The sequence below is a fragment of the Microbacterium radiodurans genome, assembly GCF_008710705.1.
Lineage (GTDB): Bacteria > Actinomycetota > Actinomycetes > Actinomycetales > Microbacteriaceae > Microbacterium > Microbacterium radiodurans.
This window is the reverse complement of the sequence record NZ_VYRZ01000003.1, coordinates 260,058-281,810: the sequence shown is the minus strand read 5'-3', so window position 1 is coordinate 281,810 and position 21,753 is coordinate 260,058. Positions and strand designations below refer to the sequence as shown.

At 70.1% G+C, this 21,753-nt stretch carries 20 protein-coding genes; 8 read left to right on the top strand and 12 right to left on the bottom strand.

What is annotated here, in order from left to right; all coding sequences use genetic code 11:
• The first annotated feature begins 82 nt into the window (after positions 1 to 82).
• Positions 83 to 3,805, top strand: coding sequence for a multifunctional oxoglutarate decarboxylase/oxoglutarate dehydrogenase thiamine pyrophosphate-binding subunit/dihydrolipoyllysine-residue succinyltransferase subunit (locus F6B42_RS11560; protein ID WP_150419854.1), 3,723 nt, complete (start codon positions 83 to 85; stop codon positions 3,803 to 3,805).
• Between the two features lie 96 nt (positions 3,806 to 3,901).
• Here the strand turns inward: F6B42_RS11560 and F6B42_RS11555 are convergent, their stop codons facing one another.
• Together F6B42_RS11555 and F6B42_RS11550 are read right to left on the bottom strand one after the other, a co-directional pair.
• Complete coding sequence (locus F6B42_RS11555; protein WP_150419853.1) at positions 3,902 to 4,150, bottom strand: zf-HC2 domain-containing protein; 249 nt, start codon at positions 4,148 to 4,150, stop codon at positions 3,902 to 3,904.
• Complete coding sequence (locus tag F6B42_RS11550; RefSeq protein WP_150419852.1) at positions 4,147 to 4,800, bottom strand: sigma-70 family RNA polymerase sigma factor; 654 nt, start codon at positions 4,798 to 4,800, stop codon at positions 4,147 to 4,149. The genes F6B42_RS11555 and F6B42_RS11550 overlap by 4 nt, the downstream gene beginning before the upstream one ends.
• Positions 4,801 to 4,848: 48 nt before the next feature.
• On the opposite strand from F6B42_RS11550, the gene aroA reads away from it, so the two are divergent.
• From aroA to bcp, 3 genes are read left to right on the top strand one after another with little or no spacing between them, the layout of a single operon-like run.
• A complete protein-coding gene (gene aroA, locus F6B42_RS11545; protein WP_150419851.1) occupies positions 4,849 to 6,192 on the top strand; it encodes a 3-phosphoshikimate 1-carboxyvinyltransferase in 1,344 nt (447 codons plus the stop codon).
• The gene (rsgA, locus tag F6B42_RS11540; protein WP_150419850.1) at positions 6,189 to 7,229 is read left to right on the top strand and encodes a ribosome small subunit-dependent GTPase A; all 1,041 of its coding nucleotides are present in this window, start codon (positions 6,189 to 6,191) and stop codon (positions 7,227 to 7,229) included. Before aroA ends, rsgA begins: the two co-directional genes overlap by 4 nt.
• 47 nt (positions 7,230 to 7,276) lie before the next feature.
• Positions 7,277 to 7,744 (top strand): thioredoxin-dependent thiol peroxidase, encoded by a 468-nt coding sequence (gene bcp / locus F6B42_RS11535; RefSeq protein WP_150419849.1) that lies wholly within the window; start codon positions 7,277 to 7,279, stop codon positions 7,742 to 7,744.
• Positions 7,745 to 7,753: 9 nt separating this feature from the next.
• Here bcp and F6B42_RS11530 read toward each other — a convergent pair whose 3' ends face one another.
• Positions 7,754 to 8,140, bottom strand: coding sequence for a histidine kinase (locus tag F6B42_RS11530; protein WP_150419848.1), 387 nt, complete (start codon positions 8,138 to 8,140; stop codon positions 7,754 to 7,756).
• Positions 8,141 to 8,371: 231 nt separating this feature from the next.
• On the opposite strand from F6B42_RS11530, the gene F6B42_RS11525 reads away from it, so the two are divergent.
• Complete coding sequence (locus F6B42_RS11525; protein WP_023955350.1) at positions 8,372 to 8,620, top strand: WhiB family transcriptional regulator; 249 nt, start codon at positions 8,372 to 8,374, stop codon at positions 8,618 to 8,620.
• Positions 8,621 to 8,679: 59 nt separating this feature from the next.
• Here the strand turns inward: F6B42_RS11525 and F6B42_RS11520 are convergent, their stop codons facing one another.
• Genes F6B42_RS11520 through F6B42_RS11510 form a run of 3 tightly spaced genes read right to left on the bottom strand, consistent with a single transcriptional unit; the run spans position 8,680 to position 12,017 of the window.
• Positions 8,680 to 10,173: a sensor histidine kinase gene (locus tag F6B42_RS11520; protein ID WP_150419847.1), complete on the bottom strand. Its 1,494-nt coding sequence runs from the start codon at positions 10,171 to 10,173 to the stop codon at positions 8,680 to 8,682.
• Between the two features lie 9 nt (positions 10,174 to 10,182).
• On the bottom strand, positions 10,183 to 11,400 hold the full coding sequence (locus F6B42_RS11515) for an AAA family ATPase (protein ID WP_150419846.1): 1,218 nt from the start codon (positions 11,398 to 11,400) through the stop codon (positions 10,183 to 10,185).
• Positions 11,400 to 12,017 carry an SAF domain-containing protein gene (locus F6B42_RS11510; RefSeq protein WP_150419845.1) on the bottom strand — a complete coding sequence of 206 codons (618 nt, stop codon included), beginning with the start codon at positions 12,015 to 12,017 and terminating at the stop codon, positions 11,400 to 11,402. Before F6B42_RS11510 ends, F6B42_RS11515 begins: the two co-directional genes overlap by 1 nt.
• A 150-nt stretch (positions 12,018 to 12,167) precedes the next feature.
• On the opposite strand from F6B42_RS11510, the gene F6B42_RS11505 reads away from it, so the two are divergent.
• Positions 12,168 to 12,410 carry a helix-turn-helix domain-containing protein gene (locus tag F6B42_RS11505; protein ID WP_150420261.1) on the top strand — a complete coding sequence of 81 codons (243 nt, stop codon included), beginning with the start codon at positions 12,168 to 12,170 and terminating at the stop codon, positions 12,408 to 12,410.
• Positions 12,411 to 12,437: 27 nt separating this feature from the next.
• Here the strand turns inward: F6B42_RS11505 and F6B42_RS11500 are convergent, their stop codons facing one another.
• Positions 12,438 to 13,037, bottom strand: coding sequence for a hypothetical protein (locus tag F6B42_RS11500; RefSeq protein WP_150419844.1), 600 nt, complete (start codon positions 13,035 to 13,037; stop codon positions 12,438 to 12,440).
• A gap of 131 nt (positions 13,038 to 13,168) precedes the next feature.
• Here F6B42_RS11500 and F6B42_RS11495 point away from each other — a divergent pair, with 131 nt between their 5' ends.
• Positions 13,169 to 13,609, top strand: a complete 441-nt coding sequence (locus F6B42_RS11495; RefSeq protein WP_223878467.1) for an Rv3235 family protein — start codon at positions 13,169 to 13,171, stop codon at positions 13,607 to 13,609.
• A 27-nt stretch (positions 13,610 to 13,636) separates the two neighbouring features.
• On the opposite strand, the gene F6B42_RS11490 is transcribed toward F6B42_RS11495, so the two are convergent.
• The 3 genes from F6B42_RS11490 to secA all read right to left on the bottom strand — a co-directional run bounded on the left by F6B42_RS11490 (position 13,637) and on the right by secA (position 18,686).
• Positions 13,637 to 14,860 carry a pyridoxal phosphate-dependent aminotransferase gene (locus tag F6B42_RS11490; protein ID WP_150419843.1) on the bottom strand — a complete coding sequence of 408 codons (1,224 nt, stop codon included), beginning with the start codon at positions 14,858 to 14,860 and terminating at the stop codon, positions 13,637 to 13,639.
• A gap of 57 nt (positions 14,861 to 14,917) precedes the next feature.
• Complete coding sequence (locus F6B42_RS11485; RefSeq protein WP_150419842.1) at positions 14,918 to 15,787, bottom strand: DUF6301 family protein; 870 nt, start codon at positions 15,785 to 15,787, stop codon at positions 14,918 to 14,920.
• A 109-nt stretch (positions 15,788 to 15,896) separates the two neighbouring features.
• Positions 15,897 to 18,686, bottom strand: coding sequence for a preprotein translocase subunit SecA (secA, locus tag F6B42_RS11480; protein WP_150419841.1), 2,790 nt, complete (start codon positions 18,684 to 18,686; stop codon positions 15,897 to 15,899).
• A 171-nt stretch (positions 18,687 to 18,857) separates the two neighbouring features.
• On the opposite strand from secA, the gene F6B42_RS11475 reads away from it, so the two are divergent.
• Complete coding sequence (locus F6B42_RS11475; RefSeq protein ID WP_150419840.1) at positions 18,858 to 20,183, top strand: hypothetical protein; 1,326 nt, start codon at positions 18,858 to 18,860, stop codon at positions 20,181 to 20,183.
• 78 nt (positions 20,184 to 20,261) lie between these two features.
• Here F6B42_RS11475 and hpf read toward each other — a convergent pair whose 3' ends face one another.
• Entirely contained in the window at positions 20,262 to 20,924 is a 663-nt protein-coding gene (gene hpf, locus F6B42_RS11470) for a ribosome hibernation-promoting factor, HPF/YfiA family (RefSeq protein ID WP_150419839.1), read from the bottom strand.
• A gap of 89 nt (positions 20,925 to 21,013) precedes the next feature.
• A complete protein-coding gene (locus tag F6B42_RS11465; RefSeq protein ID WP_191089348.1) occupies positions 21,014 to 21,712 on the bottom strand; it encodes a ComF family protein in 699 nt (232 codons plus the stop codon).
• Positions 21,713 to 21,753 lie beyond the last annotated feature (41 nt).

Sequence of the window (21,753 nt, the reverse complement as noted above, 5' to 3'; positions counted from 1 at the left end):
TGGGCTACCCTAGAAGACGGTGCGCTGCGGCGGACGACCGCGGCGCCGACGGAACTTCATCGACGAAAGCAGGCGATCTGCGGTGTCCAGCCAGGCGACCGGAACCGAAACCTCGAACGACGGAGAATTCGGAGCGAACGAATGGCTCGTCGCAGAGCTGTACGACCAGTTCCGAGTAGACCGCAACGCCGTCGACAAGGAGTGGTGGCCGATCCTCGAGGCCTACGCCAAGCAGGCCGGTGCGGCTGACTCCGCTGCCCCGCAGCAGCAGAAGCAGGATGCCGCGCCCGCCGCGGCGCCGTCGGCGAAGGAGCCTCAGCAGGATGCCGCTCCCGCTCACCCGGTGACGGCTCCCATCCCGACGATCGGCGCGCAGCCGGTCGCCCGCACGACGGCGCGCCCCGCCGCCGCGCAGCCGGTTCCGGCGCAGGCGCCGACGGCACCGGCCGCCGAGGTCGAGCAGCGCGAGGACGTCGTCACGCCGCTGCGCGGCATGCCCAAGACCCTCGCGGCGAACATGGACGAGTCGCTGACCGTGCCGACCGCCACGAGCGTGCGCACGATCCCGGCGAAGCTGATGATCGACAACCGCATCGTCATCAACAACCACATGTCGCGCACCCGCGGCGGCAAGATCAGCTTCACCCACCTCATCGGCTGGGCGCTGATCCAGGCGCTGAAGGCCTTCCCCAGCCAGAACGTCTCCTACGCCGAGATCGACGGCAAGCCCTCGGCCATCGCCCACGCCCACGTCGGCCTGGGTATCGCCATCGATCTGCCCAAGCCCGACGGCACGCGCGCGCTCATGGTCCCGAGCATCAAGCGGGCCGAGTCGCTGTCGTTCAGCGACTATCTCGCCGCGTACGAGGACCTCGTCCAGCGCGCCCGCAAGAACAAGCTCACCGCGGCCGACTTCCAGGGCACCACGATCTCACTGACCAACCCGGGCGGCATCGGCACGGTGCACTCGGTCCCCCGCCTGATGAAGGGCCAGGGCTCGATCATCGGCGCCGGCGCCCTCGACTACCCGGCCGAGTTCCAGGGATCGAGCGAGAAGACGCTCGTGAACCTCGGCATCGGCAAGACCATCACGCTCACGAGCACCTACGACCACCGCGTGATCCAGGGTGCCGGCTCGGGCGAGTTCCTGAAGACCGTGCACGAGCTGCTGATCGGCAAGAACGGCTTCTACGAGGACATCTTCGCCGAGCTGCGCATCCCCTACGCGCCCATCCAGTGGTCGACCGACATCAACGTCGACCTCGCCGAGCGCGTCGACAAGACCGCGCGCGTCCAGGAGCTCATCAACTCCTACCGTGTGCGCGGTCACCTCATGGCCGACATCGACCCGCTCGAGTACCGCCAGCGCACCCACCCCGACCTCGAGATCGAACAGCACGGCCTGACGTTCTGGGACCTCGACCGCGAGTTCGTCACCGGCGGATTCGGCGCCAAGCGCCTGATGAAGCTGCGCGAGATCCTGGGCGTGCTGCGCGATTCGTACTGCCGCACGATTGGCATCGAGTACATGCACATCCAGGACCCGCTGCAGCGCACGTGGTTCCAGGAGAACGTCGAGGTCAAGTACCAGAAGCCGGGGCACGACGAGCAGCTCCGCGTGCTCGGCAAGCTCAACCAGGCCGAGGCCTTCGAGACATTCCTGCAGACGAAGTTCGTCGGCCAGAAGCGGTTCAGCCTCGAAGGCGGCGAGTCGCTGATCCCGCTCCTCGATGAGATCCTCCAGGGCGCTGCGCGCACCGGACTCGACGGCGCCGCGATCGGCATGGCCCACCGCGGTCGCCTCAACGTGCTGACCAACATCGCAGGCAAGACGTACGGCCAGGTCTTCCGCGAGTTCGAGGGCTCCGTCGCCATCGGCTCGAAGAGCGGTTCGGGCGACGTGAAGTACCACCTCGGAACCGAGGGAACGTTCGTCGGCGATGCCGGCGACGAACTCCCGGTCTATCTCGCCGCGAACCCGTCGCACCTCGAGACCGTCGACGGCGTGCTCGAGGGCATCGTCCGCGCCAAGCAGGACCGCGGCGCGATCGGCTCGTTCTCGTGGCTTCCGATCCTCGTGCACGGCGACGCCGCGTTCGCGGGTCAGGGCGTCGTGTTCGAGACCCTGCAGATGTCGCAGCTGCGGGGCTACCGCACGGGCGGCACCGTGCACGTCGTCGTGAACAACCAGGTCGGCTTCACCACCACCCCTGTCGACGCCCGCACGTCGGTCTACGCGACTGATGTCGCCAAGGCGATCCAGGCGCCGATCTTCCACGTCAACGGCGATGACCCCGAGGCCGTCGTCCACGTCGCGCAGCTGGCCTTCCGCTACCGCCAGGAGTTCAAGCGCGACGTCGTCATCGACCTCGTCTGCTACCGCCGTCGCGGTCACAACGAGGGCGACGACCCGTCGATGACGCAGCCGCTCATGACGAACCTCATCGAGGCGAAGCGATCCGTGCGCCGGCTCTACACCGAGTCGCTCGTCGGCCGCGGCGACATCACCGAGGAGGAGTACGAGCAGGCGAAGCGCGACTTCCAGGACCGCCTCGAGGTCGCCTTCTCCGAGACCCACGCCGCCGAGACGGGCGCTTCCGGCCCCGTCGGCCTGTCGGGTCCGGTCGACACCGCCGTGGGCGAGCCCGAGACGACCGGCATCGGTCAGGATGCGCTCCAGCACATCGGCGACGCCTTCGTGAACACGCCCGAGAACTTCACGGTGCACAGCAAGCTCAAGCAGCTACTCGAGAAGCGTCACGACATGAGCCGCAACGGCAACATCGACTGGGCGATGGGTGAGCTGTTCGCGTTCGGATCGCTTCTCATGGAAGGGACGAACGTCCGTCTCGCCGGTCAGGACGCGCGTCGCGGAACGTTCGTGCAGCGCCACGCGGTCCTCCATGACCGCGCCAACGGCCAGGAGTGGCTGCCGCTGGCGAATCTGTCGAACGCGCAGGGGCGCTTCTACGTCTACGACTCGCTCCTCAGCGAGTACGCGGCCATGGCGTTCGAATACGGATACTCGGTCGAGCGGGCCGACTCGCTCGTCCTGTGGGAGGCGCAGTTCGGCGACTTCGCCAACGGTGCGCAGTCCGTCATCGACGAGTTCATCTCCTCGGCGGAGCAGAAGTGGGCGCAGCAGTCGAGCGTCGTCCTGCTCCTCCCCCACGGGTACGAGGGCCAGGGCCCCGACCACTCGTCGGCGCGCATCGAGCGCTACCTGCAGATGTGCGCGCAGGACAACATGACCGTCGCGCGCCCGTCGACTCCGGCGTCCTACTTCCATCTGCTCCGCCGGCAGGCGTACGCCCGGCCGCGCCGCCCGCTCGTGGTCTTCAGCCCGAAGGCCATGCTGCGTCTGCGCGGTGCGACGAGCCCGGTCGACGACTTCCTGACCGGAAAGTTCGAGCCCGTCCTCGACGACGCCCGGATTTCCGACAAGGGTGCGGTCAAGCGCGTCCTGCTGCACTCGGGCAAGATCCACTGGGATCTGAAAGCCGAACTCGAGAAGAACCCCCAGCCCGGGATCGCGCTGGTGCGCCTCGAGCAGTACTACCCGGCGCCGGTCGATGAGCTGAACTCCGTGCTCGACGCCTACCCGAACGCCGAACTGGTCTGGGTTCAGGACGAGCCCGAGAACCAGGGCGCCTGGCCGTTCATCGCGCTCGAGGTCGAGAAGCACCTCCACGGTCGCACCATCCGGCGCGTCTCGCGTTCGGCTGCGGCCTCGACGGCGACAGGCTCGCCGAAGGTGCATGCCGCCGAGCAGGCCGAGATCATGAAGACCGCGCTGACGCTCTGATCGTCGGACACCCGAAACGCCGGTGCCGTGCCCCCTCGCCGAGAGGGAAGCACGGCACCGGCGTTTCGGCTCGCGGGGGCGCCGCGATCGCGTGGATCAGGCGTGCGCCGCCGACTGCGCCTGGCGCAGCCGAGCCAGAACCTGGTCCCGCAGCTCCTCGGGAGCAGTCTCGCGGCAGGCACGGGCGACCACTTCGGTCAGCGTCTTCGAGACGAGAGCCTCGTCACGGCAGGCGGGGCAGGTCTCCAGATGCTCGCGAATGTCGGCGTGCTCGGTCTTGCACACCTCGTTGCGCAGGTACTCCTCCAGATCGCGTCTGGCCTTGTCGCAGCCGCAGTCGCTCATTTCTTGCTCCTCGTCGGGGGCACCTCGATGCCCCGCTCCTTCGCGTAGTCGGCCAGCAGGTCACGCAGAAGTCGTCTGCCGCGGTGCAGACGACTCATGACCGTGCCGATCGGGGTTTTCATGATGTCGGCGATCTCCTGGTAGGCGAATCCCTCGACGTCGGCGAGGTACACCGCCAGCCGGAAATCCTCGGGGATCGATTGCAGCGCATCCTTGACCGCCGACGCCGGCATGTGGTCGATGGCCTCGGCCTCGGCCGACCGGCTGCTCGACGCGGTCGTCGACTCGGCTCCCCCGAGCTGCCAGTCCTCGAGGTCGTCGATCGTGCCCTGATAGGGCTCGCGCTGCTTCTTGCGATACGTGTTGATGTAGGTGTTCGTCAGGATGCGGTACAGCCACGCCTTGAGGTTCGTCCCCTGGGTGAACGACGCCCACGACGCGAACGCCTTGACGAACGTCTCCTGGACCAGGTCGGACGCATCGGCGGGATTGCGGGTCATCCGCATCGCCGCCGCGTACAACTGGTCCATGAAGGGGAGCGCCTGCTCCTCGAACTGGGCGCTCGGGTCCGTGACCGCTTGCTCTTCCATCAGCGGCCAGTCTACGTCGGCGTCCCATGGCGCTACCGCGGGATCGATCGTTGCGATCATGGGTTCCTTCCTGTCCGGTGGCGAACGCGTTCGATACTGTGGGAACCGATGAGCTCCGCTGCGTATTCCCCCGCCCCCGTCTCCGATGACGGGTCCTGGCCCGCGCCCGTGGCCGAAGGTCCGGTGCGCGCGGAGGTCGCCGTCCCCGGATCGAAGTCGCTGACCAACCGCGAGCTGGTGCTCGCCGCGATCGCCGACGGCCCGTCGCGGCTCATCTCGCCCCTGCACTCCGATGACTCGGCGCGCATGATCGATGCGCTGCGCGCCCTCGGCGCGATCATCGAGGCCGTGCCGGGTGAGGGCAGGTTCGGCCCCGACCTCGTCGTGACGCCGTTCGAGCAGACCGGCGGCGACGCGGTCGTCGACTGCGGACAGGCGGGTACCGTCATGCGCTTCGTGACACCGCTCGCCGGTCTCACGCGCGGCGAGGTGACGGTCACCGCTCACGAGAGCGCACTGCACCGGCCCATGGGCGAGATGATCCGGAGTCTGCGCGAGCTCGGTGTCGACATCGACGACGGCGGTCGCTGGATGCTGCCGTTCATGGTCCACGGCCACGGTCATGTCCGCGGCGGCGAGGTCACGATCGACGCGAGCGCGTCGAGTCAGTTCGTCTCGGGTCTGCTGCTGGCCGCGCCCCGCTTCGATGTGGGCCTGCGGCTCGTCCACCACGGCGAGCGGCTGCCGAGCCTCCCCCACATCGACATGACGGTCGAGGCGCTCGGGCACCGCGGCGTCCACGTCGAGCGGCCGAACGACCGCGAATGGCTCGTGCCCGCCGGACCGATCCGAGGCAAGGACCTCACGATCGAGCCGGACCTGTCGAACGCGGCGCCCTTCCTGGCCGCGGCCGCCCTCACCGGTGGTCGGGTGTCCATCCCGCACTGGCCGGTGCACTCGACTCAGCCGGGCGCGCTCCTCGCCGACATCCTGAGCGAGATGGGCGCGCGCGTCTCGCGACGCAGCGGCGTCCTCTCCGTCACGGGCACCGGCGAGATCCGCGGCATCGACCTCGACCTGTCCGCCGCGAGCGAGCTCACTCCGTCTCTCTTCGCGCTCGCCGCCTTCGCCGACTCCCCCAGCACGCTGCACGGCATCGGCCACATCCGCGGTCACGAGACCGACCGCATCGCGGCCCTCGTCGGCAACCTCCGCGCCCTCGGCGGGGAGGCCGAAGAGCTGGACGACGGCATCCGGATCGTCCCGCGCCCGCTGCGCGGCGGACTCTGGCGAGCGCACCACGATCACCGCATGGCGACCGCCGGCGCGATCATCGGGCTGAAGGTCCCGGGGGTGTCGGTCGACGACATCGGGACGACCGCGAAGACCCTCCCGGAGTTCCCGCAGCTGTGGCGCGAGATGCTCGGTCTCGCCGACGAGGCAGCCGGGTGAGCTGGCTCGACGCCGACGACGACGACGAGCTCGACGCGTACGACGACTCCGACATCCGGATCCGCCCGAACCCGAAGGCGAATCGGCCGCGCACGAAGCGCCGCCCCGCCCACGCCGATGCCGAGATCTGCCGGGTTCTGGGCGTCGACCGCGGCCGGTACACCGTCCTCGTCGGCGAGGACGGCCCCGACGAGCACACCTCTCTCGCCGTGCGCGCCCGCGAGCTCCGCAAGCAGCCCATCGTCACGGGCGACCGCGCCCGTGTCGTCGGCGACGCCTCGGGCGACGAGGGGACGCTGGGGCGCATCGTCGGCATCGAGCCCCGCAGCACGCTCCTCCGTCGTAGCGCCGACGACACCGACCAGGTCGAGCGGATCGTCGTGGCGAACGCCGACCAGATGGTGATCGTGGTCGCCGCGGCCGACCCCGAGCCGCGACCCCGTCTGGTCGACCGTTACCTCATCGCCGCTCTGGATGCCGGCATCCACCCGCTCCTGGTCGTCACCAAGACCGATCTGGCCGACCCGACGTCCTTCCTCGCGCACTTCGAGGGCGTCGACGACCTCGAGGTGCTCACGAGCGGTCGCGGTCGGATGCCCGTGGACGAGCTGGGCGAGAAGCTCGTCGGCCGCGCATCGGTCTTCGTCGGGCACTCGGGGGTCGGCAAGTCGACGCTCGTCAACGCTCTCGTCCCGACCGCGGCCCGGGCCACGGGTCATGTCAACGAGGTCACCGGTCGAGGCCGCCACACGTCCAGCTCGACGGTGTCGCTGCGCTACGTCGGCGCGAGCGGGCGGGGCTGGGTGATCGACACGCCCGGCGTCCGCTCGTTCGGACTCGGTCACATCGACCCGGCGAACATCCTCGCCGCCTTCACCGATCTCGCCGTCGTCGCCGAGGACTGCCCGCGGGGCTGCACGCACCTGCCCGACGCCCCGGACTGCGCCATCGTCGAGGCCGTCGCCGAGGGACGTCTCGGGGAACGTGGCGCCGCGCGTCTGGATTCGCTGCAGCGACTGCTCGGCACGTTCGGCTGAGTGCGGAGATCAGGCGCCAGGCTCCGCCGCCGTCCTAGGCTGGAGGCATGACGCGACTCGAGCCCGGCTCCCCTGCTCCCGACTTCACGCTGACGGACCAGGACGGCTCTCCGGTGTCGCTGTCGAGCCTGCGGGGCCGCCGCTCGGTGCTCTTCTTCTACCCGGCGGCCATGACCCCCGGATGCACCCGCGAGGCCTGCGACTTCCGTGACAGCGTCGAAGCGCTCGCCGCAGCGGGCATCGAGGTGCTCGGCGTCTCCCGCGACGACGAGGCGAAGCTGCGCCGCTTCCGCGAGGAGGAGTCGCTCACGTATCCGCTGCTGAGCGACCCCGACCACGCGGTCCACGAGGCGTACGGCGCGTGGGGCGAGAAGATGAACTACGGCAAGAAGATCGAGGGCGTCATCCGATCGACGTTCGTGCTCGACGCCGACGGCCGGATCGAGCACGCGCTCTACAACGTCAAGGCGACGGGCCACGTCGCGCGCGTTCGGAATCTGCTCGGCTTGAGCTGACCGCGCGTCTCAGGCGGCGTTCTGCTCGCGGCCGGCGCGTCGCGCAGCAGCGATGAGGACAGCGAGCCCAGCGGCGCCGGGCAGCGCGATGAGGGCGGCCGTGCCCACGTCGGCGAACTGCCCGGTCGCTGCACCCAGGGCCACGGCGAGGATCAGCAGCTGAGCGACGATGCCCCCCGAACGACCCCACGAGATGCGGCGCCAGACCGAGACGGCGAAGGAGCCCAGCGCCGCCGCGCCGATCATCGTCAGCACGATCAACGCGATCGAGCTCGGTACGTGGCCGGCCTCTCCCCGCACGAGCGCGGTGACCTCCCAGCCCACGATCCCGGCGAGGACGAGGGCCTCGGCGGCGAGGACGACACCCGCCAGACGTTCGATGAAGGATGTGGCCATCGGGTCCCCGTTCTCCGGCTCGGGCGGGCCGTCGGCACCGTGCGTTCCGGCGCGTCGACGAGCAAATCCGCGGTTCACCCTTGATTCATCTATCCGGGCTATGGGACGATGGATCAAGCCGTGTGCTCCCACAGCGAGGTGGGGCGAGCGTTCGCTCGCACACTCATTTCAAGGTTACCGGACTTCCCGAGTCCGACTGACGGAACTACACCCCCTCAAGGAGCACCCCACATGGATTGGCGCGACAAGTCTGCCTGCCTGACAGTCGACCCCGAGCTGTTCTTCCCGGTCGGGAACACCGGCCCGGCCGTCGACCAGATCGAAAAGGCGAAGGCCGTCTGCGCCCGCTGCACCGTCACCGAGATCTGCCTTCAGTACGCCCTCGAGACGGGTCAGGACTCGGGCGTCTGGGGAGGCCTCTCCGAGGACGAGCGTCGCGCGCTCAAGCGCCGCGCCGCCCGCGCACGACGCGCCTCCTGAACTGAACGACTGAGCGCCCGGTCCCTGCGGATCCGGGCGCTCAGTCGTTCAGTCCCGGGTCACACCGCGTCGCGGTCGATGTAGCGCAGCGGGATCTCGATCGTGACCTCGGTGCCGCTGCCCATGATGGTGTGCCAGTCGATGGTGCCGCTCAGTTCCCCCTGGATCAGGGTGCGGACGATCTGCGTGCCGAGCCCGCGCCCCACCTGCCCCTCCGGCAGGCCGCTGCCCGAATCCCGCACCCGGACCTCGAGCCGCTCGTCGTTGCGGTCGGCGACGATCTCGACATCGCCCTCGGTCCCGGCCAGGCCGTGCTCGACGGCGTTGGTGACGAGCTCGGTGAGCGCGAGGGCGAGCGGGGTCGCGTATTCGCTCGGCAGCGTGCCGAATCGACCCGACGAGCGGGTCCGGGCCCGGGTGTTCGGAGCCGCGGCCACCTCGGCGACGAGCTTGAGCACGCGGACGAAGACTTCGTCGAACTCGACGTTCTGAGCGAGCCCCTCCGAGAGGGTGTCGTGGACGACGGCGATGGCCGAAACGCGGCGCATCGCCTGCGTGAGCGCGTCCCGCGCCTCCTCGGAGTGCGTGCGGCGCGCCTGGATGCGCAGCAGGGAGGCGACGGTCTGCAGGTTGTTCTTGACGCGGTGATGGATCTCGCGGATCGTCGCGTCCTTCGTGATGAGCTCCTGCTCCTGGTGCCGGATCTCGCTGACGTCCCGGCAGAGGACGATCGCGCCGATGCGAGTGCCGTGATCGCGCAGCGGAATGGTGCGCAGCGACACGGTGACGCCGCGCGCCTCGATGTCCGCTCGCCAGGGGGCGCGGCCGGCCATCACGATGGGCAGCGACTCGTCGAACTCGCGCTTGTTCGGCAGGATCGCCGTGGCCACCTCGAGGAGCGGTTCGCCTTCGAGCTCGTCCTCGAACCCCAGCCGGTTGAACGCCGAGAGCGCGTTGGGGCTCGCGAAGGTGGTCATGCCGTCGACGTCGAGGCGGATGAGGCCGTCGGATGCGCGCGGCGCGCCGCGTCGCGGCGCCGTCGGCGCGTTCAGATCGGGGAAATCGGCCGTCGCCACCATGCCGAACAGGTCGTCCGCGCAATCGTTGAAGGTGATCTGCTGACGCGAGGGCGTTCGCGCCTCGCCCAGATTCGTGTGACGGGTCAGGACGCCGACGATCCGTGCCGGGCGCTCCCCCGACGCCAGCTCGCGGACGATCGGCACCGCGCGGACACGAGTGGGGGTCTCCTCGAACCAGTCGGGTGACGCCGAATCCACGATGCGCCCCTGCGTGAACGCGTCCTTCACCTGCGTCCGCCACTGCGGCCGCACGCGATCCCCGACGATGTCACGGTAGAAGAGGGTCGCCGCGCCACCCGGGCGGGTATGCGCGACGGCGATGAAGGTGTCGTCGGCGGTGGGGACCCAGATCACGATGTCCGCGAACGCCAGATCGGCCAGTAGCTGCCCGTCGCCGGCGAGGCGATGAAGCCACTCCACGTCCTGATCGGTGGACAGGCCCTGGGCATGGACGAGATCGGAGAGCGTCGACACGTGACAAGACTACGGGCCGGAGGCCGGCGCCCGTCTCCGCCGCGAAGCGACGGCGGGAGGGGGGACGATCGCCTCGCCGACGAACCTGCGGATGGCCGCGGGAATCGGACTTCGGGGAGCATGGAGCCACATCGGCCGCGCGCTAAGGAGCGCGGCATCCGTCGCTCGCGGATCCCAGGGCACGAACCAGCAGCGATCGATGCCGGCATACCGCTCGAGGGTCCGGCGCACCTGCGCTCGGGCGTCGATGCCGGCCGCGGAGGCCCGCACCTTGTTCACGACGACCCGCACCTCCGTCGAGCCGATGGCCGCGCGCAGATCGGGGTACGCACGCACGAAGCGCGACAGCCCGACGGGGTCGGCCGCGACGACCGCCACGACGAGGTCGGCCGCCGCGAGCGCGCCGAGCGTCGCGGCGTTGCGGCGCGGACCGTCGAGATCGCTGACGATCTCCTCGTCCCGCTCGAGCGGAGCCGCGACATCCACGACCATCTCGTCGACCCAGTCCCGCGCGGCGGCGAGCACCCGGGTGACACGCGCCTCCGACAGCTCGGGCCAGCGGCTCGGCCGATTGATCCCCGCCAGCACCTCGACATCGCCGAGGGGCTCGGCGATCCGCGTCAGCTCCGCCGCGGTGAGCTCGTCCCGATCGACGCGGCGGCAGGCGGCGGCGAAGCCCGGACCCTCGTCGGTGATCCCGGTGACGAGGGCGAGGGCGGGAGCGTGCGAATCGGCGTCCGCGAGGGCGACGCGCCGACCGTCGCGGACGAATTCGCCGGCGAGCTCGACGGCGAGGGTGGTGCGACCCGGCGAGCCCGCCGGACCCCAGACCACGATGCTCCGCCCCTGCGAGCGAACGGCCGGCCGCGTCGCCGGCTGCGCGTCCAGCGCTGCCACCACGTCGAGGTCGGCCGCGGCCGTCGCGACGCCGAAGGACTCCGCGCCGCGACGTTCGGAGTCGCGAGCGCACCAGGCGACGATCCGCAGACCCCAGCGATCGCACGCCGCGACCAGCGGCGGGGTGAGGCTCGACCGGGCGCCCGACACGATGAGGACGTCGGCGCGAGCGAGCTCCACGAGCAGGTCGGCCGCTGCACCGCCGGCCAGCGCATCCGCTGCTGCCCGGGCGGGCGCCTCGGCGGCGACGATCATCCGCACGTCGTGTCCCGCGCCCCGCAGGCGCCGTGCCGCACGATCTCCGCCGGGGATCGCGACCACGACGCGCATCAGCGACCGACCGCGGGCACGACCGAGATGGCGTCCCCCGCCGCCACGGCCGCCAGCGCGGGGCCCACATCGTCACGGTCGACGATCAGTTCGAGCGACGCCGCCGCGCGAGCGAGCAGGGCGTCGTCCTCGCGCACCGCGAGCACGGTCGCGGTGCGCAGCAGGATGCGTGGTTCGCCGAAGGTCCCGGCGTCCTGCCTCGGCGCCGCCCAGACCTCCACCGCGGCTCCGCCGGCGACCTCGGCCGGCACCGCCCCCGTCGTCTCGACCACCACCGTCGTCGTGTCGAGATCGGCTTCGTCGCCGATCGCGTCGGCCGGAACGAGTTCGCCGGCTGCGATCGTGCGCGTGGCCACGGCGCCGGGCTGCCAGGTGCGGGGAGTCGCGTACGCGCCCGCGACCGGGCCGAGAGCGACCTCGACGACCCGCAGATCGTCGGAGTCGACGCGTTCGCCGCCGGCGATCGTCCGCGCTGCGGCGAACACCGGAACCGTCTGCCGAGCCGCGGAGACGACCAGCCAGACCCCGGCGACGGAGACGACCACGAGGGCGATGCCGATGAGGAATCGGACATCGGACCAGAACGGGCGAGGACGGGCGACATCGGGAGCAGGCATACGGCTCATGGTCGCGGAGGCCGCTCCGCCTCGAAGCGACTGTCCACAGCCTGTCAAGGGGAGTTCGGGGCGTCGGCCGGTCCGCACATAATGGAGGGCATGTCCGACACCCCCCACGGTGCCACTCCCGACACTCCCCAGGAACCGCGCATGCTCACGCCGTCGCAGGTGGCGGAGATGCTGCAGATCGAGGTCGACGAGGTCGTCGCCCTCGTGCTCGACGGGCGCCTGCGCGGTGCGCGGGTCGGCTCGCCGGCGCGCTGGCGCATCGAGGCCGCGAGCGTCGGCGACTACCTCGATGATCAGGTCGAGGACGCCCGCAGATCTGCGCTGTGGCAGCAGTCGCAGGTCGCCAGCTTCCCGGAGCTCTGGGGCCGCGGCCGTCGAGGGTGACCTCGCCCGCCAGCCCGCGGACGTCTCTCACGCGGGCGGGGCGTCGAAGCCGACCCAGGCGATGGCCGCGAACGGCACCGTGCGGTGTCCCGACACGGCTGACGGCCGACGAGGCGCATCCGGTTCGTGCAGGGCGAGATCGAGGTGGTCGGCGCCGGCGCGGTCGATCGTCCCCGACATCACGGCGCCCTGATCGGTGTGCACCCGTACGGCCTGCCGCCGTCGCGCGAGATCGCGGAGCACGAAGCCGAAGCTGATCCGCGCCGCAACGCTCGATCCGCCGGCGGACGCACGGGCACTGCGCAGGAGGTCGGTCGGCGCGAGGCCGAGCGCCAGGATCGCAGCATGCGGGATGAGCGCTGCGCCGTGACGACGTCGGGAGTCGACCGTCAGCCAGTCGGCGCCGGCTCCGGTCATCCACCCGCGCAGCGTGATGTCCGGACGCACCTCGACCGAGACCTCGATCGGCGCCTCCGCGCCGTCCGCGGCGAGACGGAGCACGCGGTGACTCAGCGGGAGGCGCGCGATGCGCAGACGCTCCGCCTCGGTGTCGAGGGCAGCCCGCTCGGCCTCCCATTCCGAGTCGAGCTGCTGCTCCAGGTTCTCGAAGAATCTCTCCCAACGCACGGCGCGACCCTAGGCGGAGGACGACGCTGCCGCGTGTTCTCTCCACATATGTGAGGTTTCTCATACGGCCAGATCTGGCGTTGTGCTGTACTCGTCGGCAGATTCAGTCAGCGGATGAGGGAGGGTTCGTCATGGCCTCGATGATGGAAGGCTCCGCCCACAGCTACCCGAGGATCGGCGCCACGCTCGCCGTCGCCGAGTACTTCGCCCCGCAGCCGACCGCGACAGCCGATCTTCCCGACCCCGAGCCGCTGCTGCGGAACCTCACCCGCGGGATGCTCGAGGTGCTCGCGGGCGTGCGCGAAGTCGAGCAGCTCGCACGATGGCTCGCCGAGGACCCCTATCGCGTACTCGTGACCCGCGCGAACCTCGCCGCCCGAGCGCGCAGCGCGCGCCAGGTCACGCCGACGCGGCCGGTGCACTCGATCGTGTCGGTGCGCACGTGCGAGCCCGCCGACGGCATCATCGAATCCGTCATCGTCGTGAGCACGCCGGTGCGCACGCGGGCCGTCGCGATGCGTCTGGAGGGTCTGGACGGACGCTGGCGCGCGACGTCCCTCGCCCTCCTCTGACCCGAGCCGGGGGCGCGGCCCGACGGCCTATTGCCGGTACGACGAGAGGAAGTTGCCGAGCCGCTCGATCGCCTCGGTGAGCACGCGCGCCTCGGGAAGCGTCACGATCCGCAGATGGTCGGGCTCGGGCCAGTTGAAGCCGGTCCCCTGCACCAGCAGCACGTGCTCGGCAACGAGGAAGTCGTAGACGAGCTTGCCGTCGTCGTGGATCTCGTAGACCTCGGGATCCAGGCGCGGGAACGCGTACAGCGCCCCCGCCGGCTTGTGGCACGTCACGCCCGGGATGCGCTCGAGACCCTGCCACGCGGCATCCCGCTGCTCGTGGAGCCGCCCCGTCGGCGCGACGAGCGCCTCGATCGACTGCACCCCGGAGAGAGCCGCCTGCACGGCGTACTGCGCCGGTACGTTCGGACACAACCGCGTCGAGGCGAGCAGCTGAATACCCTCGAGGAAACCCTTCGCGTGTGCTTTGGGACCCGTGATGACCATCCACCCGGAGCGGTATCCGGCCACGCGGTAGGTCTTCGAGAGTCCGTTGTAGGTGAGGCACAGCAGGTCGGGCGCGAGGGTCGCGAGCGGGATGTGAGTCGCCCCGTCGTAGAGGATGCGGTCGTAGATCTCGTCCGAGAGCAGCAGCAGCGAATGCTCTCGTGCGATCTCGACGATCCCTTGCAGCACCTCCCGGCTGTAGACCGCGCCGGTGGGGTTGTTCGGGTTGATGACGACGATGGCCTTCGTCTGCGGCGTGACCTTCGCGCGGATGTCCTCGAGATCCGGCTCCCAGCCGTTCTCGCTGTCGCAGAGGTAGTGGACGGGCTTCCCTCCCCCGAGGCTCGTCATGGCGGTCCACAGCGGGTAATCGGGCGCCGGGATGAGGACCTCGTCGCCTTCGTCGAGGAGCGACTGCATCGTCATCGTGATGAGCTCGGAGACCCCGTTGCCGAGATAGACGTCGTCGGGGTCGACGTGCGGGAAGCCGGGCACCTCCTCGTAACGGGAGACGACGGCGCGACGCGCGGAGAGGATGCCGCGGCTGTCGCTGTAGCCGTGGGCGTGCGGCACGGACTCGATCATGTCGCGCACGATCTGGAACGGCGCCTCGAAACCGAAGGTCGCGGGGTTGCCGGTGTTCAGCTTCAGGACGCGATGGCCGTCCGCCTCGAGACGATCGGCCTCGGCCAGGGCGCTTCCACGGATCTCGTAGAGGACGTCCTTGAGCTTCGATGACTGATCGAGGGTACGGCGGTTCATGCGATCAGGATATCCGCGAGGTCCCCGTGCCAATGGCCCTCCGGTGGCCCGCTGCCTCTAGCCGAGACGTTCCTCAGCGCGCTCGATCTCGGCGTAGCGCTTCTGCAGGACGATCAGCTGGACGACACGATCGAGCTTCGCGATCGCCACGCGTCCGCCGTTGTCGAGATCCCAGGTGTACCGGGCATCGTCGCCGCTCTTCTCGCGGGCGGGTGGGCCCAGCTGAGCGACGAGCTCGTCGCGCAGCCGTCGCGCGACGTCCGCGAACGCGCGATTCTGCACCGCGTCGGCATCGCGGATGCGGTCGGTCAGATCGATGTTCACCTGACCAACGGCACCGTCGACGATGAGCGCGGAGGCACGAGGCGAGTCGATGTCGTACCCGGTGGCGAAGTCGACGCCGCGCGCACGATCGGCGTCGACCGTCCACCCCAGCGGGAGGACCAAGGGCGTCAGGGCGCCGCGCTCGGTGGGCCACTCCACTCGCTCGAACACCTCGACGACTTCGCGGACGCGGGCGGTCGGAACGCTCTTCACATCACTCATGACCCCCAACGTATCCGGCGCGCCTGCCGCGCTCACGACTGCGACCGTTCCGGAGCCTCCGAACCGGTCGAGGTACTTGTCGGGGATTCGCAGACGCACGCGCTCATCGAGCGCCTCCAGGACACTCGGCAGGTCGTCGATCGCGCTCGTCCTGAGCTCATGCGAGCCGAGCAGCCGGACCGCGACACCCCCGTGATCGATCCCGAATCCGAACGCCCCGCGGTCGTAGGTGAACACGATCACCCAGTAGTCGTAGAGCACGAAGCGAACCGCGAGCCACGGGCGGTCGCCCTCGGACATCTCCTGCACGCGGAACGCGGAGACGCCATCTCCGAAGCGTGTCACCAGAGCACCGCGGAGGGCGCGTACCAGCTCTTCCATGCTCTGATGATCCGGCATCCCCGGCCCCCCGATGTCCGTCTTCGGTGATCGCGTCAGCGGATCCCGCGGATGCCGCGCCTCCTCGCGAGCATCGAGCTCGGCGCGACTGTCACTTCTTCTTGCCCGCGGCCCGCCGAGCCGCGCGGTTGCTCGCGTCGGCGGCATCCTCTGCCACGCCCGTCCGCTGGCCGAACGAACCGCGAGAGTCCTCGGCCGGCGAATCCTGCTCGGCGACCTGCTGACGAGCCTTGGCCGTCGCGGCCTTCTGGACCTGACCGCGATCGTTGCGGACCTCGACCTCGCCGGACCCGGTGTCGCTGGGCGCGGAGTACTCGAGCTTCTGGGTCTCGATCGGCGCCGGACCGAGTCCCTTGGCCTCGACGTCGCCGCTCTCCGCGGAGCGCACCTCGACCTCGAGGTTGTAGAGGAAGCCGACCGACTCCTCCTTGATCTGCCCCATCATCGACTGGAACATCTCGTACCCCTCGCGCTGGTACTCGATGAGCGGGTCGCGCTGGGCCATCGCTCGGAGGCCGATGCCGTCCTTGAGGTAGTCCATCTCGTAGAGGTGATCGCGCCAGCGGCGGTCGAGCACCTGCAGCACGACGCGGCGCTCGAGCTCGCGCATAGCGGGCTCGCCGAGGGTCTCCTCGCGCTTCTGGTACGCGATCTTCGCGTCCGAGAGCAGCTCGCGCTTGAGCACATCCGCCGTGATGCGGCCCTTGTTGCCCGCCTCGGCGACGACCTCGTCGATCGTGACACCCACGGGATACAGCGTCTTCAGCTCGGTCCACAGGGCGTCGAAGTCCCAGCTCTCGGTGTGTCCCGACGAGGTGTGGTCGTCGATCACGGCGCTCACGGCATCCTCGACGAAGTGCTGGACGCGCTCCGACAGGTCGTCGCCGTGGAGCATCTGGCGGCGGTCCGTGTAGATGGCCTCGCGCTGGCGGTTGAGGACGTCGTCGTACTTCAGAACGTTCTTGCGGATCTCGGCGTTGCGCGCCTCGACCTGAGCCTGCGCGCTCTTGATGGCGCGCGAGACCATCGACGACTCGATCGCGACGTCCTCGGGGAAGTTCGTCCGCGCGAGGATCGCCTCGGCGGCGCCGGACTGGAACAGGCGCATGAGGTCGTCGGTGAGCGAGAGGTAGAAGCGGCTCTCACCCGGATCGCCCTGACGACCCGAGCGGCCGCGCAGCTGGTTGTCGATACGGCGGGACTCGTGACGCTCGGTGCCGAGGACGTACAGACCGCCCGCCTCGACGACCTTCGCCGCCTCCTCGGCGACGGTCGCCCGCACCGCCGAGAACACCTCGTCCCACGCGGACTCGTACTCGTCGGGCGTCTCGACCGGATCGAGGCCCTTCGCCTTCATCTCCTGCACGGCGAGGAACTCGGCGTTGCCGCCGAGCATGACGTCGGTACCGCGGCCGGCCATGTTCGTGGCGACCGTGACCGCGCCGAGGCGCCCGGCGCGTGCGACGACCTCGGCCTCGCGCGCGTGGTTCTTGGCGTTGAGCACCTCGTGCTTGACGCCCTTCTTCGCGAGCTGGCGGGAGAGGTACTCGCTCTTCTCGACGCTCGTCGTGCCCACGAGGACCGGCTGCCCCTCGGCGTGGCGCTCGACGATGTCCTCGACCACCTGCGCGAACTTGGCCGTCTCGTTCTTGTAGACGAGGTCGGGCTGATCCTTTCGGACCATCGGCTTGTTCGTGGGGATGGGCACGACGCCCAGCTTGTAGGTCGACATGAACTCGGCGGCCTCGGTCTCGGCCGTACCGGTCATGCCCGAGAGCTTGTCGTACAGACGGAAGTAGTTCTGCAGCGTGACCGTCGCGAGCGTCTGGTTCTCGGCCTTGACGGGCACGCCCTCCTTGGCCTCGATCGCCTGGTGGATGCCCTCGTTGTACCGACGGCCGACCAGGATGCGGCCGGTGTGCTCGTCGACGATCATCACCTCGTCGTTCATCACGACGTAGTCGGTGTCGCGCTTGAACAGCGCGCGCGCCTTGATCGAGTTGTTGAGGAACGAGATCAGCGGAGTGTTCGCCGACTCGTAGAGGTTGTCGATGCCGAGGTAGTCCTCGACCTTCTCGATGCCGGGCTCGAGGACGCCGACCGTGCGCTTCTTCTCGTCGACCTCGTAGTCGACACCGGCTTCGAGCGTCGTGGCGATGCGCGCGAACTCGACGAACCAGCGGTTCGCCTCCCCCGAGGACGGACCCGAGATGATGAGCGGCGTGCGCGCCTCGTCGATGAGGATCGAGTCGACCTCATCGACCACTGCGAAGAAGTGACCGCGCTGGACGAGGTCCTCCTGGCGCCACGCCATGTTGTCGCGCAGGTAGTCGAAGCCGAACTCGTTGTTCGTCCCGTAGGTGATGTCGGCCGCGTACTGCTCGCGGCGCACCTCGGGCGTCTGACCCGAGACGATCGTCCCCGTCGTCATGCCGAGGGCGCGGTACACGCGCCCCATCAGCTCGGACTGGTAGGAGGCGAGGAAGTCGTTGACCGTGATGACGTGCACGCCCTGTCCGGCGATCGCATTCAGGTAGGCCGCGAAGGTCGCCGTCAGCGTCTTGCCCTCACCGGTCTTCATCTCGGCGATGTTGCCCAGGTGGAGCGCGGCGCCGCCCATGACCTGGACGTCGTAGGGGCGCTGTCCGAGCGTGCGCTTCGCCGCTTCGCGGACGGCCGCGAACGCCTCGGGCATCAATCGGTCGAGGGTCTCGCCGCCCTCGTAGCGGGCACGGAGCTCGGCGGTCTCACCGCGGAGCTCGTCGTCGCTCAGGTGCGCGTAGTCGTCCTCGAGCGCGCCGACCGCCTTCACGATCTGCTGGAGGCGGCGCAGGATCCGCCCTTCGCCGGCGCGGAGCAGTTTCTCGAGAGGGTTGGCCACGAAGGATCTCCATCTGTCGGGTGCGCCGGCGCTGTCACCGGCCGCGCCCGAGCGCGACGCACGGGCATATGGAGCCATGTTATCCGGCTGTGACCTTTGCGTCGCCTCCGAACTGCGAGCGGACGCGGTCGGTCCCGGACGCGTACGCACCGGGCCACGTAGGATCGTGCCATGGCTGGGTTCTGGGGCAGACGCAAGCGCGAGGAGCAGGAAGCCGCCGCGGCAGACGCCACCCTCGCACACGAAGCCGATGTGGCGCTCGTCGCCGCCGACGAGCGCCTGCGCGTCACGAGCGACGAGGCCGTGTTCGCCGAGGCCGAGCTCGGCGAGGACGCCACCGCATCGCTGCGCGAGGCGATCGCCGCCGTGCGGCACCACCTCGGCGAGGCGTTCCACCTCAAGCAGCTCAATCACGACGAAATCCCCGACACTCCCGAAGAGGTGCGGACGCGCAACGCGCGGATCGTCCAATTGTGCGAATGGGCCGAGGATCTTCTCGACGACCGCACCGCGGCCCTCGAGGAGTCCATCGAGCGCGCCCGACGCGCGCCGGAGATCCTCGCCGGTGTCCGACGCGACGTCGCCGTCCTCGAGGAGCGCGTCGCCCCCGCCCGCACCGTCATCGAGCGCGTGTCGCATCGGTACCACCCCGACGCGGTCGCCCGCGTGGGCGGCAACGCCGACGAGGCCGCCGGTCTCCTCGAGTTCGCGCAGCACGGCGCCGAGGTGGCGGAGCGCCGCCGCGCCGCCGGCGAGCGCGGCCCCGCCAACATCGCGCTCGAGACCGCGACCGAGGCCGTGCGCCGGGCGCGCACCCTGCTCGACGCGGTCGACGACTTCGAGGTCGAAGCGCTGCGCGCGCAGTCGACCCTCGCCGATGTCGTCGCGGACTCGCGCGAGGACCTCGTCGTGGCACGCACCGCGCCGCAGACGCCGGCCGTCAAGACGGCGATGGCCGAGCTCCAGCAGGCGCTGACCCAGATCAGCCCCGCGGGATCGAAGAGCGACCCTTTCGCCGAGCTGTCGGTGCTGCGCGAGAAGAACGCCGGCTTGGACGCAGCCGTCGACACGGCACGCGAACGCGCCGCCCGGCCCATCCCGCCCGAATCGCACGTGCGCCACGCGATCGACGACGCTGATCGTCAGCTCGCGGTGGCCCGCAGCGTGATCGCGGGCCACCGCGGCTGGATCGGCGCCGACGCGCGCACCCGGCTCGCCGAGGCGGAGAGTCTGCGACTCGGGCTCTCCCCCGCCGGTCCCATCGCGGAGGACGATCGCGAGAAGGCGCTGGCGGACGCGCGTCGCTGCGCCGCCCTCGCGGGTGAGGCGCTCCAGCTGGCACAACGGGACATCGACGGATCCCGCCCGAACGACGGCTGGGGCGGACCCGGCGGCGGCGGCTGGGGCGGCGGTCGCGGCGGCGGCGGCGGGAACATGGTCGGCGGCATCCTGGGCGGTCTCGTGATCGGCAGCATGCTCGACGGCATCTTCGACTGATTCCGAGCCGGCTCCGCCCGACGGCGCCGGACGTGCGAAGAGGGGGATGCCGCGGCATCCCCCTCTTCGCACGTCAGATCATGACGCCAGCTCGGCCTCCGGCGGAGCGGCGGCGGTGAGCGAGATCACTCCGTAGTCCCACCCCTTGCGGCGGTAGACGACGCTCGGGTGATCGGTGCGAGCGTTGATGAAGAGGAAGAAGTCGTGTCCGACCAGCTCCATCCGGTCGACGGCCTCTTCGACGGTCATCCACTCGGCGCCGAACTCCTTCGTGCGGATCACGACGGGGGTGTACTCCTCGTCGTCGGCAGTCTCGCCGATGATCGGGATCTCACCGGTCGCGACGGCGCGGAGCACCTCGACCGATGCGGGCTCGACGTCGATGCCGGCGAGGGAGCCGGTGCCTTTGTCGAGCTTGGCCCCGCGCGGATGGTTCCGCGCGTCGACGCGCTTGTCCTTGGCCCGCCGGAGCTGCTCGGCCAGCTTGTCGACGGCGAGGTCGAGCGCGACGAACTTGTCGCCGTCGGTCGCCTCGGCACGCACGATGGGACCCTTGCCGGTGAGCGTGAGCTCGACGGTCTCGTCGTCCATCCGGCCGTTGTGGTACGCCCGATGGGTGACCTTCACGTCCAAACGCTGCGCCCGCGATGCGAGCGTCTCGATGCGGGTGGACTTTTCTTCGGCCACCGTGCGGAAGCGGTCCGTGATCCCGACTCCTACGCCGGTGATGCTGGTTTCCATCCTGACCTCCTTGCTCCGGTCCGCCCGGTTCAAGGGCGGACCTTCGTTCGCCTTGGTCTCCCCCACGCTAGCGGCGACGCGTCGCGTTGTCACTGACGAACCGCCGGTGAAAACCGCCGCGGCGTTTCTGCTACGGTTACCGCCCCCACGACGCGACCCCCGACGCTCTCGAGCGCCCGGCGCGCTTCGTCGAGCGTCGCGCCCGTCGTGACGACGTCGTCGAGGAGGACCAGTGGCGCGTCGGGGAGAGCGCCGCGCACCGTGATCGTCCCGCGCACGTTCCGAGCCCGTTCGTCGGCGCCCAGCAGCCGCTGATCGGCCGTCGAGCCGCCGGCGCGCAGCATCCGGCGCGACGTCAAGCCGCTGCGCTGCGCCAGCAGCTCGGGCACCGCATACCCGCGGCGGCGGAACGCGGCGCGCGAGGTCGGCAGCGGCACGAGCACGGCATCGTCCCACCCGGCTCGGCGGACGAGCGGAGGCAGGAGTGCACCGAGCGGTCGCGCGAGCGAGGTCCGTCCGTCCTCCTTGAGCGCGCGGATCGCGCGGGCGGCGACGCCCTCGAACCGCAGCGCACTGCGGACGGACAGGCCTCCGACGGTGCGGTGGGTCGCTGCTTCGCTCTCCAGGACCGCGGCGCACGCGCGGCAGAGGATGCGCCCGCTCGCGTCGCATCCGGCGCACCAGACCGGCAGCACCAGCGAGAGCGCGTCCGCCAGCGCCTCCGACACCGCCGCGACGAACGTCTCCACCCGGTCACCCGGAGACGGGGATGCGGCGCGTGACGGCATCCCGCCATGCTGGACTCCCCCGCGGGCCGGAACCCGTCGGC